Raw genomic sequence first — 13,029 nt, 5'->3', positions numbered from 1 at the left:
GTCCGCGCCACCGCGGCGCGGCCGCTCGCGGAGCTGCTGAACGACGCCGTCGCCGCGGCCGAGGAGCCGCGGCGGCTCGAGGTCCGGCCCGGTCCCGCCGCCGCCGTGTCCCCCGCGGCGGCGGTCGAGCTCCTGCACGTGCTCGCCGAGCTGGTCGACCACGTCACCGCGGTGCACCCGGCGGCGCGCGTGGAGCTGGCGGGCCGGGCCGCGAGCCGCGGGATCACCGTCGACGTGTCCGTGGACGGCGCGGCCCGGCGCGACCCGGACGGGCTCGGCGGCCGCCGCGCCGCCGCGGCCGCCGAGCAGCTCGCCCAGCGCTCCCGTCACGGCATCGAGCTGCGCAGCGGCGGGCGGCAGTCGCAGGCCGGGCTCGGCGTCGTCGCGTCCGTCCACTGCCCCGCCGCGGCCGTCACGCTGGAGGAGCGGGCCGGTCACGCCAACGGCAGGGCCATGGCGAGCGCGACCCGCGCCAACGGTGCGGCCCCGAACGGTGCGGCCCCCAACGGTGCTGCCCCGAACGGTGGGGCCCCGAACGGCGTGGCGCCGAAGGGTGCGGTCCGGGGCGGCGCCGTCCCGAACAGCGCGCCCCGGCGACCCAACGGGTCCGCGCAGGTGGACGAGCTGTTCGGGCCGCTGGTCGACCTGCCGCTGGAGTCGATCGACGACCGGTACGCCACCCCGATCTTCGAGGCGATCGCCTCCGCGTGGTTCCGCGAGGGCGACCCGGAGCCCCCGCGCGGGCAGCGGGCCCTCGACTGGGAGTCGCCCGCCGACGTGGAGTGGCGGGCGGCCGCGGCCCGCGCGGCCCGGCCCGAGCCCGCCCCCACCACGTCCAGCGGCCTGCCCCGCAGGCGCCCGGGCAACCAGCTCGTCCCCCCGGCGCGCGCCCAGGGCACCGACTCCTCCGGCGGCTCCACAGAGCGAGCGCCCGACCGCGTGCGTGACCGGCTGAGCACCTACCAGCGCGGGTTGCGCCAAGGCCGGCATCGTGCCCCCGGACCGGAAGGCGCAGAACCCGAAGCATGGTGACCCAGTACGACGTCCAGGTTGTCCGTGACCACTTCCCCGCGCTGAAGGCCGGCTACGCCCACTTCGACGGGCCCGGCGGATCCCAGGTGCCCGACGTCGTGGCCGACGCGGTGGCCCGCACACTCCTGTCGCCGCTGGCGAACCGCGGGCGCGTCACGGCGGCCGAGCGGGCGGCCGACGACATCGTGGCGGGCGCGCGGGAGGCGGTGGCCGGCCTGCTCGGCGCCGACCCGCGCGGGATCGTCTTCGGCCGCAGCATGACGCAGCTGACCTACGACATGTCCCGCACGCTCGCGGCCACCTGGTCGCCGGGCGACGAGGTCGTGGTCACCCGGCTCGACCACGACGCGAACATCCGGCCGTGGGTACAGGCCGCCGAGGCGGTCGGCGCGGTGGTCCGGTGGGCCGACTTCGACCCCGCCACCGGCGAGCTGAGCGCCGAGGACGTCGCCGCCGTGCTCTCCCCGCGCACCCGCCTCGTCGCGGTCACGGCGGCGTCGAACCTGATCGGCACCTGCCCGCCGGTGCGCGCCATCACCGATCTGGCCCACGAGGCCGGCGCGCTCACCTACGTCGACGGCGTGCACCACACCGCACACGCCCCGGTCCACGTGACGACGCTGGGCGCCGACTTCTACGCGTGCTCGCCGTACAAGTTCCTCGGCCCGCACTGCGGCGTGCTCGCCGCAGATCCCGCGCTCCTGGAGGGGTTGCGGCCGCAGAAGCTGCTGCCGTCCACCGACGCGGTGCCGGAGCGGTTCGAGCTCGGCACCCTGCCGTACGAGCTGCTGGCCGGCACCACCGCCGCTGTGGAGTTCCTCGCCACGCTCGGGATGCCGGCGATCGCCGGGCACGAGGACCGGCTGCGCGTCCGGATCGAGGAGTGCCTCGCCGGGCTGCCCGTCACGGTGTACTCGCGGGCGGCGCACCGCACGCCGACGCTGCTGGTGAGCTTCGGTGACCGTTCGCCCGCGAACGCGTACGCGTTCCTGGCCGAGCGCGGCGTCAACGCACCGGCCGGCTCGTTCTACGCGATCGAGGCGTCGCGGCGGCTCGGCCTCGGCGACAGCGGTGCGCTGCGGATCGGGCTCGCCCCCTACGTGGACGACTCCGACGTCGACCGGCTGCTCGACGGGCTGCGCTCGTTCGTCTCGGGTGCCTCGGCGAACAGCGGCGGCAGGTAGCGCAGCATCAGCGCCGACCAGGTGACGTGCGTGAGCACCGGTGCCTGGATGCCGCCGGCGGCGCGGCGCTGCAGCGTGAACAGCGCGCCCATCACCCCGGACGCCAGCACCAGCGCCGGGTTGCGGGTGGCGGCGGTGACCAGCATGTAGATCGCCGTCGACCTGCGCCCGCCGAGCGCGGCGTACAGCGCCCCGCGGAAGAACACCTCCTCGGCGGCGCCGTTGGCCAGCGTCGCGAACGCGACCGGGCCGCCCCCGGCATGGCGCAGCACCGACGCCAGCGCCCGGTTCAGCACCGGGATGCGGCGGGCGACGAGCGCGCCCGCGTAGAACGCCCCGAACGCCGCGGCGCCGGTGAGCACGGGGACGAGCACCGACCGGCGTCCCCGCGGCACCGGACCCGCGGCGAGCCCGCCCGCGACCCAGGTGGCGGCGGTGGCGGCGGTGAGCCGCAGGAACCGCGGGGACCCGGGCTCCGCGGCGAGCGACGCCCCGAGCAGGGCGGTGCCGGCCACCCCGGTGGCGGCGACGATCACCGCAGCCGCCCGGCGGCCCGCGTGTGCTCGAAGATCAGGTTGGTCTCGGTGCCCGCGATGGCGGGATCGCGGTTGAGGTGGTCGCCCACGAACCGGCGGAGCTCGTCGGTGCTCGCGGTGGCGACGTGCAGGAGGAAGTCGTTGGCACCGGCGACGAAGTACACGTCGAGCACCTCCGGCCGCCTGCTGAGGGTGGCGATCACCTCGCCCATGGTGGCACGGGCGTGCGGCTGCAGCCGGATCGCGATCATCGCTTCGAGGTCGTGGCCGAGTGCCCGGGGGTCGACGTCGGCGTGGTACCCGCGGATCACCCCGCTCTCGCGCAGCGCCCGCACCCGGGTCAGGCAGGTCGACTGCGCGACGCCGACCCGGTCGGCGAGCTCCTTGTTGGAGATCCGGGCGTCGACGCTGAGGATCCGCAGGATGGCCCGGTCGACGTCGTCGAGCGGCCGAACATCCTGCGGCGGCACCCGGCGTGGAGAGCGCGATCCCGAATCATGCAACGACATTTGAGCATGATAGCGAATGTTCTGCGCACATCTTGCGGGCTCGTCGCAGCATCTTCATTCTCAGTGCATGAGAATCGGTGTGCCCCGTGAGGTCAAGAACCACGAGTACCGCGTCGCGCTGACCCCTGCCGGGGCGCACGAGCTCACCCGCTCCGGGCACCACGTGCTCGTGGAGCGCGGGGCCGGCGTCGGCAGCTCGATCAGCGACGGCGACTTCGAGGCGGCGGGCGCCCGCATCCTCGGCACCGCCGACGAGGTGTGGGAGGCCGCCGACCTGCTGCTCAAGGTCAAGGAGCCGATCGAGGAGGAGTACCACCGGCTGCGCCGCGACCAGGTGCTGTTCACCTACCTCCACCTCGCGGCCTCCCGGCCCTGCACCGAGGCGCTGCTCGCGTCGGGCACCACCGCGATCGCGTACGAGACGGTCCGGCTGCCCGACGGCACGCTGCCGCTGCTCGCGCCGATGAGCGAGGTGGCGGGCCGGCTGGCGCCGCAGGCCGGCGCGAGCGCCCTGATGCGCGCGGCCGGGGGCCGCGGGGTGCTGCTCGGCGGCGTCCCGGGCGTCCGCCCGGCGAGCGTCGTGGTGATCGGTGCCGGGGTGTCCGGCCAGAACGCCGTGGCGATGGCCGTCGGCCTCGGCGCCGACGTCACGGTGCTGGACCTGGACATCCGCAAGCTCCGCGAGCTCGACGACCGCTACGCGGGCCGCGTGCGCACGGTCGTGTCGAACGCGCACGAGCTCGAGAAGGCCTGCCTGGAGGCCGACCTCGTGATCGGCGCCGTCCTCGTGCCGGGCGCCCGCGCCCCGCGCCTGGTGAGCAACGACCTCGTGCGTCGCATGAAGCCGGGCTCCGTGCTCGTCGACATCGCCATCGACCAGGGCGGCTGCTTCGAGGACTCGCGGCCCACCACGCACGCCGATCCCACCTACACGGTGCACGGCTCGGTGTTCTACTGCGTGGCGAACATGCCCGGCGCGGTGCCGCACACCTCCACCTACGCGCTGACCAACGCCACGCTGCCTTACGTGCTGCGGCTGGCCGACCAGGGCTGGGAGGCCGCGCTCGCCGCCGACCCCGCGCTCGCGGCGGGCCTGTCCACCCACCACGGCGCGCTCACCAGCCTCGAGGTGGCCCACGACCTGGGCCTGCCCTACGCCGAGCCCGGTGCGCTCGTCACCGCCTGACCCCGAGCCCTCGGATCCCGCCCGGACCGCGCCGATTACTGTTCGGCCGTGCTCGGCGACTGGTGGATCCTCCTCGTCGGCGCCCTGCCCGTGCTGGTGGTGGTCGTCGTGGCCGGGCTGCGCGGCCGCGCGCGGTCGAACGAGGTCGACGCGCTGACCGCCGAGCCGGAGGACCGGCCGCTGCCCGCGGTCGTCGCCAACCCGATCCGGATCGAGCCCGGCACCCGCAGGCGGATCACCGAGGTGTGCACCGGGCTGGGCTGGGCCGAGCCGCTGTGGCTGGAGACCACCGTGGAGGACCCGGGCACCGGGCAGGCGGAGCTCGCCGTCGAGAAGGGCGCGGACGTCGTGCTCGCCTGCGGGGGCGACGGGACCGTGCGATCGGTGGCGCAGGCGCTCGCCGGCACCGGGGTCGCGATGGGGCTGGTCCCGGCGGGCACCGGGAACCTGCTGGCGCGCACCCTGGGCACCCCCGAGAACGTCGCCGCCGCCACCCGCATCGCGCTCACCGGCGACGACCGGGCCGTGGACGTCGGGCGGATCCGGGTCGACGGCGCCGAGACCGAGCACGCGTTCCTCGTGATGGCCGGCACCGGGTTCGACGCCGCGATCATGCAGAACACCCCGGAGGCGCTGAAGGTCCGGGTCGGGCCGCTCGCGTACGTGATCTCCGGGCTGCGGACGATGCGCGGGCGCCGCACCCGCGTCACGCTCACCCTCGACGACGGGGAGCCGCTGCGCAGACGCACCCGCACGGTCGTGGTCGGCAACAGCGGCACCCTGCTCGGCGGGCTCGTGCTGATGCCGAACGCCACGATCGACGACGGCGTGCTCGACGTCGTGAACATCGCGCCGAAGACGGTGGCGGGCTGGGTCGCGGTGGCCGGCCGCGTGATCACGCGGCGGCGCGACGGCAACGACCGCGTCGAGCACTGGCAGGCCCGGTCGATCACGATCGCTGCGGACGCGCCGCAGCCGTCCCAGCTCGACGGCGACCCCATCGGCGACGCGCAGGAGCTGCGGATCCGGGTCGACCCGGGGGCACTCGTGGTGCGGGTGCCCGACGTGCCTCCGCCGGACGCACCGGACCCGGGTTAGCGTGCCCCGTGCGCACCATCTACGTCATCGGCATCGGTGCGGGCGATCCCGACCACCTCACGCTGCAGGCGATCGCGGCGATGAACCGCGTCGACGTGTTCTTCACGATCGACAAGGGCCCCACGAAGGACGACCTCTCCGCGTTGCGGGGCGAGCTCCTCGCGCGCCACGTCCACCGGGAGCACCGGGTCGTCGAGGCCCCCGACCCGCGGCGCGACCGCGCTGCCGCCGCCTACGAGGCGGCCGTCGTCGACTGGCAGGAGCGCCGCGAGGCGATCTACGAGCGGATGATCGCCGAGGAGCTCGGCGAGGACGGCGGCGGCGCCTTTCTGGTCTGGGGCGATCCCGCGCTCTACGACGGGACGCTGCGCATCCTGGAGCGCATCGCCGCCCGTGGCGCGGTCGGGTTCGACGTCGTGTCGATTCCGGGCATCAGCAGCGTGCAGGCTCTCGCCGCGCAGCACCGCGTGATCCTCAACCGGATCGGGCGGCCCTTCACCGTGACCACGGGCAGGCGGCTGGCCGAGGACGGTTTCCCGGACGGCGTCGACGACGTCGTCGTCATGCTCGACTCGGTGGACGCGTTCGCCGGGCTGCCCGACGAGGGGATCGACATCTACTGGGGGGCCTACGTCGGCACCGCCGACGAGGTGCTCGTGCACGGCGACCTGCAGCAGGTCAAGGACGAGATCGTGGCCATCCGCGCGGACTGCAGGGCGCGCAAGGGCTGGATCATGGACACCTACCTGCTGCGCAGGCGGGAGGCGTGAACGTCCTCATCCTCGGGGGCACCGGCGAGGCCCGCAGGCTCGCCGCCGTCCTCGACGGGCGTCCCGGCTTCGCGGTGACGTCCTCCCTCGCCGGGCGGGTCGCGGTGCCGTGGCTGCCGTGCGGGTCGGTGCGGGTCGGCGGGTTCGGCGGGCTCGACGGGCTGACCGGTTGGCTGCGCAGCAACCGCACCGACGTGGTCGTCGACGCCACGCACCCCTTCTCGGCCCGCATGACGGCGCATGCCGTGGCCGCCAGCGCGGCCGTCGGTGTGCCGCTGCTCGTGCTGCGCCGGCCCGGCTGGACCGCGGGGCCCGGCGACCGCTGGCACCGCGTCCCCGATGCGGCGGCCGCCGCGGCGCTGCTGCCCACGCTGGGGGAGCGGGCCTTCCTCGCGATCGGGCGCCAGCAGCTCGCGGCGTTCGCCGACCTGGACGGGATGTGGTTCCTGCTGCGAGCGGTCGACCCACCGGCGCCGCCGCTGCCCCGCAGGAACCACGTCGTGCTCGGCCGCGGCCCGTTCACCGCCGACGCCGAGCGGGAGCTGCTGCGCGAGCACCGGATCGACGTGCTGGTCGCCCGCGACAGCGGCGGCGACATGACCGCCGCGAAGCTCGTGGCGGCCCGCGAGCTCGGCGTGCCGGTGGTCCTGCTGAACCGCCCGCCCGAACCCGACGCGCCCGTGGTGGGCACGGTGGACGACGCCGTCGGCCGCCTGGAGGCACTGCGGACCCCCGATGGTTGAATGCGGAGGCCGATGGTTCGGGCCGCGCTGCTGCGGCCCGAGGCAAGAGGGAACCCGGTGGAAATCCGGGACTGCCCCGCAGCGGTGAGCGGGAACGACAGCCGTCACGACGCACTGGGTGCGCCGCACCTGGGAAGCGACGGCCGGTAGGTCGCCGGGCGTGAGCCCGGCGGTGCCCGCGAGTCCGAAGACCTGCCACCGGTGCGCGCGCCGCCGGCGCGCGCGGATCGTCGTGGCCTCGTGGGCGGCCCGGGCGAACTCCGCCGATCGCGGACCTCGCCGAGCGCCGCCCCGCGTCACCGGGGATCCCGCCGCCACGCTCGCGAGGAGAGAGCCGTGACCCGTTCCACCCTGCGCACCGCACTGGCCGCCGGGGCGCTCGCCGTCCTGCTCGGGTCGGCCGCCTGTGCCGCCCCGGCCCCGGCCGCCCCCGATGCGGCCGCCCCGAATGCCTCCACAGGGCCCGCCTGCAGCGCGCCCGACGTGCCCGCGCCCGTCGAGCTCCGCCACGCCACCAACGTGACCCTGACCGCTGCGGCCGGCTACCGGGTGCTCACCGTCGCGCAGCCGTACCCGGGCGGCGCGCCCGAGTCCTACGTCCTGGTGGGGTGCGGCACCCCCGCCCCCGACCTGCCCGCCGAGCTGGCCGGCGCGCCGGTGATCAACACTCCGGTGGAGAGCGTCTACGCGGAGTCGACCACCCAACTGGCGATGCTCGCCGACATCGGCGCCGTCGACGCGCTCACCGGCGTCGGAGCTCCCGACCTCGTCTCCGGACCCGAGGTGCGCGAGCGGATCGACGCGGGCGAGGTCGCGGGCTTCGCCGAGAACGGGCAGCTCGCCACCGAGGCCGTGCTCGCCGCCGGGCCCGACGTGCTGCTCGGCCAGGGCATCGACAACCCCGCGTACGCGACGCTGCGCGGCGCCGGGATCCCGGTGATCGGCTGGGCCGAGTTCCTCGAGCGCGGCCCGCTCGCCCAGGCCGAGTGGGTCAAGGTCATGGGCGCGCTCACCGGCCGGGAGGCCGAGGCGAACCAGGTGTTCGACGAGGTCGAGCGGCGCTACACCGAGCTGGCGGCGCGGGTGGCCGGCGTCGCGCCGACCCCGGTGCTCGCCGGTCAGCTCTACGGCGGCACCTGGGTCGTGCCCGCCGGTGCGAGCACGGCCGGGATCCTCATCCGCGACGCGGGCGGCACCTGGTCGGAGGCAGGCAGCGGCGGCACCGACGACGTCGAAAAGAACTTCGAGACCGTCTTCGCCACCGACGGCGACGCGCCCGTCTGGCTGGCCGACGGCCCCTGGCCCACCCGCGCCGACGTCCTCGCCGCCGACCCGCGCTATGCGGAGCTGGCCGCGGTGCAGTCCGGACAGGTGTGGAACCGCGACCGGGGGACGAGCGGGACCGGGGGCGTCCCGATCTACGAGCGCGGGGTGGCGCACCCCGAGGAGGTGCTCGCCGACCTCGTGGCGGTGCTGCACCCCGACGTGCTGCCCGGCCACCGGTTCACCAACTACCGCGAGGTCCGGTGACGGGCGCGCGACCCTGGCTGCTCCCCGCGCTGGCGGTGGTCGTCGCCGCCGGGTTCGTGCTCGCCGTGGCGCTCGGCCCGGTGCGCGTGCCGCTCGCCGACACCGTCCGCGTGCTGGTGGGCGCCGACCCGGCGGACCCGCGGTGGTCGGTCGTGGTCGGATCCGTCCGGGTGCCGCGGGCGCTGACCGCGGTGCTCGCCGGCGCCGGGCTGGGGGTGGCGGGCCTGCTCGTCCAGACGCTGTTCCGCAACCCGCTGGCCGACCCGTACGTGCTCGGCGTCAGCTCCGGCGCGAGTCTCGGGGTCGCCCTGTTCCTCGCGACCTCCGCCGGCGCCGCGTCCGGGGCGGCGTTCGGGGCCGGACTGGTCGGGCTGGGCCGCATGGGGGCCGTCGGCGCGGCGGCGGTGGGCGCCGCCGCGGTGCTCGCGTTGGTGGTGCTGCTGTCGCGGTGGGTGCGGTCGGCGGTGACGCTGCTGATCGTCGGGGTGATGGTGGGGGCGGCGACCACGGCCGTCGTCAGCCTCGTGCTGGTCTGGACCGACCCGCGGATCGCACAGCAGTTCTTCGTCTGGGGCCTGGGCAGCTTCGACGCCACCGCGCTGCCCGACCTGGCGGTTCTCGGCCCCACCGTCGGCGCCGGGCTCGCGCTCGCCGGGCTGCTGGTCAAACCGCTCAACGCGCTGCTGCTCGGCGACGGCTACGCCCGCAGCATGGGCGTGGACACCCGCCGCGTCCGGACCGTGGTGCTGCTCGCGGCCGCGGTGCTCGCGGGTGGGATCACGGCGTTCTGCGGGCCGATCGCGTTCCTCGGGATCGCGGTGCCGCACCTGGCCCGGTTGCTGGTGGGAACGGCCGACCACCGGGTGCTGCTGCCCGCCACGGCGCTGGTGGGCGCGGCGGCCGCGCTCGCGTGCGCGATCGCGAGCCATCCGCCGGGCACCGAGGCGGTGATCCCGCTGAACGTGGTGACGTCGCTCGTCGGGGCGCCGGTGGTGATCGGCGTGCTGCTGCACAGCAGACGGCTGGCGGCGGGAGCGGTGGCATGAGGGGCCTCGCCCTGCACGGGCTCGGCGTCGGCTACTGGGCGGGGCGGCGGCGCTCGCGTGCCGTGCTCACCGGCCTCGACGCGGTGGCCCGGCGCGGCGAGCTGACGGCGCTCGTCGGCCCGAACGGCGCCGGGAAGTCGACGTTGCTGCGCACGCTCGCCGGGCTGCAGCCGCCGCTGGGCGGCGCGGTCCGCCTCGACGGGGAGGACCTGCTCGCGCTGCCGGCCCCGCGGCGCGCCCGTCGGCTGGCGGTGGTGCTCACCGAGCGCGTGGAGGTGGGACTGCTGTCGGCGCGGGAGCTCGTCGCGCTGGGGCGGCACCCGCACACCGGGGCCGGCGGGATGCTGGGCCCGGCCGACCACGCGGCGGTGGACGCCGCGATCGCCGCGGTGGGGGCCGGGCACCTCGCGCAGCGGCGGGTCGCGGAACTGTCCGATGGTGAGCGGCAGCGGGTGCTCACGGCCCGCGCCCTGGCGCAGGAGCCGTCGGTGCTGCTGCTCGACGAGCCGAGCGCGTTCCTCGACGTGTCCGCGCGGGTCGCGCTGCTCGGGCTGCTGCGCCGGCTGGCCGATGAGCGCGGGCTCTGCGTCGTCGTGTCCACCCACGACCTGGAGCTGGCGCTGCGCCTGGCCGACCACGTGTGGCTGCTCGACCGCGACGGGCGGCTCCGGGCGGGCCCACCCGAGCAGCTCGTGGGCGACGGCGCCGTGGCGGAGGTGTTCGACACGCCCGCGCTCGCGTTCGACCCGGTGTCGGGGACGTTCGTGCTGCGCGGAGCCGGCCGGGCGGCCACCGTCCGGGTGCGCGCGCCGGAACCGGCGGCCGCGCTGCTGGGGCGGGCGCTGACCCGGGCCGGCTGGGCGGTCGTGGGCGATGGCGAGCCGGCCGACGCGGAGGTGGAGCAGGTGGGGGAGCGGTTCGTGCTGCGGACCGCCGAGGCCACCACCGAGGCGGCCGGGTGGGCGGAGCTGGCGGAGTGGGCGCGGCACCATGTGCGCGACGCCGGCCCGTCCGCGACAAGCCCCGCAGCTGTCATCAGTGGATCGGAACAGGGACCGTTCTGCGGCTCGCTGATCCGGGACGATCGCGAGCGCGGGCACGTGCTGAGGCCGGAGGTTGTCGAAGTCTCGGCGGTTCAGCGTCGCGAGGGCGACGAGCACGTTGGTATCGACGATGATCACCTGGCGCTACCGGCCGAAGCCTTCGGCGAGGACCTCGTCGACGCGCTCCGACAGATCCGACCGTCTGCTCGCCCCGCGCCCGAGTGACCGTGGCAGGCGACGCGCGGCTCGTTGACCGGGCACACCGCTGGCACCACCGGCTGATCGCCTCCGCCGCATCGATACGCAGGGTCGGGTCTGCGTGGTGATGCGGGGACGGCGATCTTCGGCGTTCACGGAACCGCGACGGGTCCGGCGCCGTCAGCAGTGCCATGGATCTCACCGGCCCGTTCCGCGGCTCGACGGCACTGGCCGCCGGCGCGCTCACCCGCGGCGTGCTCGCCGGTCCGCGGTTCCGCAGGATCTACCCGGACGTCTACGTACCGGCGGGCCTGGTGGTCGACCTGGCGCTGCTGTCGCGCGCGGCGGCGGTGCTCGTCGAGCCGGACGGTGTCCTGTCGGGCTACTCGGCGGCCGAGCTGCTGAACGCGTCCTGCGGGCCGAAGGATGCCCCGGCGGAGGTGACGGTGCCGGCGTTCCGGCGGGCGGTGCCCGATCTCCTCGTGCACCGGGGCCGGGTGCCCTCCGACGACGTGGTGCACGTCGACGGCGTTCCGGTCACCTCGCCCGCCCGCACGGCGTTCGACCTGGCCCGGTGGCTGTCGCTCACCGAGGGCGTCGTGGCCGTGGACGCGCTGGCCCGCCGGCATCCGTTCATCCCGGCCGACCTTCGCGCCCTGCGCAGCGTTCACCTCGGTGCCTGGGGATGTGGCCGGCTGGAAGCGGTGCTCCGGCTGGCGGATCCGCGCGCCGCGTCACCGATGGAGACGCGGATCCGGGTCGCGCTCGTGCTGGCCGGGATGCCACCGTGCGTGCAGCATCCCGTGGCCACAGGCGGCCGGGAGTTCCGGCTGGACCTGGCCTATCCGGCGGTGATGCTCGCCGTCGAGTACGACGGCCGACACCACCTCGATCCGGGGCAGGCGCTGTACGACCTGGAGCGGGAGGCGCTGCTGACCGCCGCCGGGTGGAAGGTCATCCGCTTCCGTGCCGGAACCGTCCTGCACCGGCCGCAATTGATCGTGGCGCGTACCCGGGCCGAGCTGCAGCGCCGCCGCAGCTGACCGGTGATCACCCGTCGCGCAACATCACCCAGGGCGGGACCTGCGTGATGCTGCTCGCATCGCGATCACTCACGGGCGAACTCCGCCCGCACCCCGAGCAGGCGCACCGGGCGGCGGGAGGTGAACAGGTCCAGGACGTCCAGCGCGGCGGCGGCGAGGCGGTCGGGGTCGGTCGTCGGGGCGTCGAGGGTGGCGCTGCGGGTGTACGTGGAGAACGGGGCGAACCGCACCTTCACCGCCACCCGCGCCGCGGGCCGGTCCTCGGTGGCGATGTCGCCTGCGACGCGGCGGGCCAGCGCGGCGACCTCGGTGCGGACCGCGTCCCATTCGGTGAGGTTCTCCTGGAACGTCGTCTCGTGGCTCCGCGACCGCGGCACCCACGGTGTCCCCTCCACCCGTTCGCGGCCGATCCCGCGGCCGAGCTGCACGTACCAGGGACCCAGCACGGGTCCCAGCTCCGCGGCGAGCCACGCGGGGTCGGCGGCGGCCAGCTCGCGCACGGTGGTGAGGCCGCGGTCGGTGAGCTTCGCCGCGGTCTTGGCGCCGATGCCCCACAGTGCCCGGGTGGGCCGGTCGCCCATCACCTCGTCCCAGTCGGCGGCGGTCAGCCGGAACATCCCGGCGGGCTTGCCGAACTCCGTGGCGATCTTTGCGCGCAGCAGGTTGTCCCCGATCCCGACCGAGCAGGACAGCCGGGTCGCCGCCAGCACCGCGGCCTGGACCTCGCGCGCGAGTGCCTCGGGGTCGTCGGTCTCGGCGCCGACGAACGCCTCGTCCCAGCCCATCACCTCGACGACGAGGTCGGGGAACCCGCGGAGGGTGGCCATCACCTCCTCGGAGACGGCCTCGTAGTGGGTGTTGTCGGCCGGGAGGAACACGGCGTCCGGGCAGCGCTTGGCGGCGGTGCGCAGCGGCATCCCGGACCGGACGCCGTGCTCGCGGGCCGCGTAGGACGCCGTGGCGACCACGCCCCGCTGCGTCGGGTCGCCCTTGCCCCCGACGACGACGGGCCGCCCGGCGAGCTCGGGGCGGCGCAGGATCTCGACCGCGGCGAGGAACTGGTCGAGGTCGACGTGCAGCACCCAGTACGCCACACGATCAGTGTGCCCTC

General features: G+C 75.6%; 11 protein-coding genes, 2 pseudogenes and 1 riboswitch. Of the genes and pseudogenes, 10 read left to right on the top strand and 3 right to left on the bottom strand.

Translation table 11 applies throughout. The features are described from left to right. Positions 1-1,032, top strand: a pseudogene (locus KME75_RS09150) (hypothetical protein); the annotation flags it as partial. Continuing rightward, positions 1,026-2,216, top strand: coding sequence for a cysteine desulfurase-like protein (locus KME75_RS09145; protein WP_219414141.1), 1,191 nt, complete (start codon positions 1,026-1,028; stop codon positions 2,214-2,216). The pseudogene KME75_RS09150 and the gene KME75_RS09145, both read left to right, overlap by 7 nt. On the opposite strand, the gene KME75_RS09140 is transcribed toward KME75_RS09145, so the two are convergent. Both KME75_RS09140 and KME75_RS09135 read right to left on the bottom strand, forming a co-directional pair. Then, complete coding sequence (locus KME75_RS09140; RefSeq protein ID WP_219414140.1) at positions 2,129-2,752, bottom strand: CPBP family intramembrane glutamic endopeptidase; 624 nt, start codon at positions 2,750-2,752, stop codon at positions 2,129-2,131. The genes KME75_RS09145 and KME75_RS09140 overlap by 88 nt on opposite strands. After that, the gene (locus KME75_RS09135; RefSeq protein ID WP_308282659.1) at positions 2,749-3,222 is read right to left on the bottom strand and encodes an Lrp/AsnC family transcriptional regulator; all 474 of its coding nucleotides are present in this window, start codon (positions 3,220-3,222) and stop codon (positions 2,749-2,751) included. Before KME75_RS09135 ends, KME75_RS09140 begins: the two co-directional genes overlap by 4 nt. 106 nt (positions 3,223-3,328) lie before the next feature. On the opposite strand from KME75_RS09135, the gene ald reads away from it, so the two are divergent. From ald to KME75_RS09095, 8 genes and pseudogenes are all read left to right on the top strand, one after another. Continuing rightward, positions 3,329-4,447, top strand: coding sequence for an alanine dehydrogenase (gene ald, locus KME75_RS09130; protein ID WP_219414138.1), 1,119 nt, complete (start codon positions 3,329-3,331; stop codon positions 4,445-4,447). A 48-nt stretch (positions 4,448-4,495) separates the two neighbouring features. Then, positions 4,496-5,545, top strand: a complete 1,050-nt coding sequence (locus KME75_RS09125) for a diacylglycerol/lipid kinase family protein (RefSeq protein ID WP_219414137.1) — start codon at positions 4,496-4,498, stop codon at positions 5,543-5,545. Positions 5,546-5,553: 8 nt separating this feature from the next. Further along, positions 5,554-6,315 carry a precorrin-6A synthase (deacetylating) gene (gene cobF, locus KME75_RS09120; protein ID WP_219414136.1) on the top strand — a complete coding sequence of 254 codons (762 nt, stop codon included), beginning with the start codon at positions 5,554-5,556 and terminating at the stop codon, positions 6,313-6,315. After that, positions 6,312-7,058 carry a cobalt-precorrin-6A reductase gene (locus KME75_RS09115; protein ID WP_219414135.1) on the top strand — a complete coding sequence of 249 codons (747 nt, stop codon included), beginning with the start codon at positions 6,312-6,314 and terminating at the stop codon, positions 7,056-7,058. Before cobF ends, KME75_RS09115 begins: the two co-directional genes overlap by 4 nt. Next, a riboswitch (cobalamin riboswitch) is annotated at positions 7,055-7,272 on the top strand. Its footprint overlaps the gene before it by 4 nt. Positions 7,273-7,394: 122 nt before the next feature. Continuing rightward, positions 7,395-8,588 (top strand): ABC transporter substrate-binding protein, encoded by a 1,194-nt coding sequence (locus KME75_RS09110; RefSeq protein ID WP_219414134.1) that lies wholly within the window; start codon positions 7,395-7,397, stop codon positions 8,586-8,588. Beyond that, complete coding sequence (locus KME75_RS09105; protein WP_219414133.1) at positions 8,585-9,634, top strand: FecCD family ABC transporter permease; 1,050 nt, start codon at positions 8,585-8,587, stop codon at positions 9,632-9,634. Before KME75_RS09110 ends, KME75_RS09105 begins: the two co-directional genes overlap by 4 nt. Positions 9,635-9,723: 89 nt before the next feature. Further along, positions 9,724-10,902: pseudogene (locus KME75_RS09100) on the top strand (ABC transporter ATP-binding protein); the annotation flags it as partial. A gap of 164 nt (positions 10,903-11,066) precedes the next feature. Continuing rightward, a complete protein-coding gene (locus KME75_RS09095) occupies positions 11,067-11,918 on the top strand; it encodes a DUF559 domain-containing protein (RefSeq protein WP_219414131.1) in 852 nt (283 codons plus the stop codon). 65 nt (positions 11,919-11,983) lie between these two features. Here the strand turns inward: KME75_RS09095 and KME75_RS09090 are convergent, their stop codons facing one another. After that, positions 11,984-13,012 carry a DNA polymerase IV gene (locus KME75_RS09090; RefSeq protein ID WP_219414130.1) on the bottom strand — a complete coding sequence of 343 codons (1,029 nt, stop codon included), beginning with the start codon at positions 13,010-13,012 and terminating at the stop codon, positions 11,984-11,986. Positions 13,013-13,029 lie beyond the last annotated feature (17 nt).

Source organism: Pseudonocardia nigra (genome assembly GCF_019396355.1).
Classification (GTDB): Bacteria; Actinomycetota; Actinomycetes; order Mycobacteriales; family Pseudonocardiaceae; genus Pseudonocardia; species Pseudonocardia nigra.
Note: the sequence above shows the minus strand (reverse complement) of the source record. Positions and strands in the feature narration are given on the sequence as shown.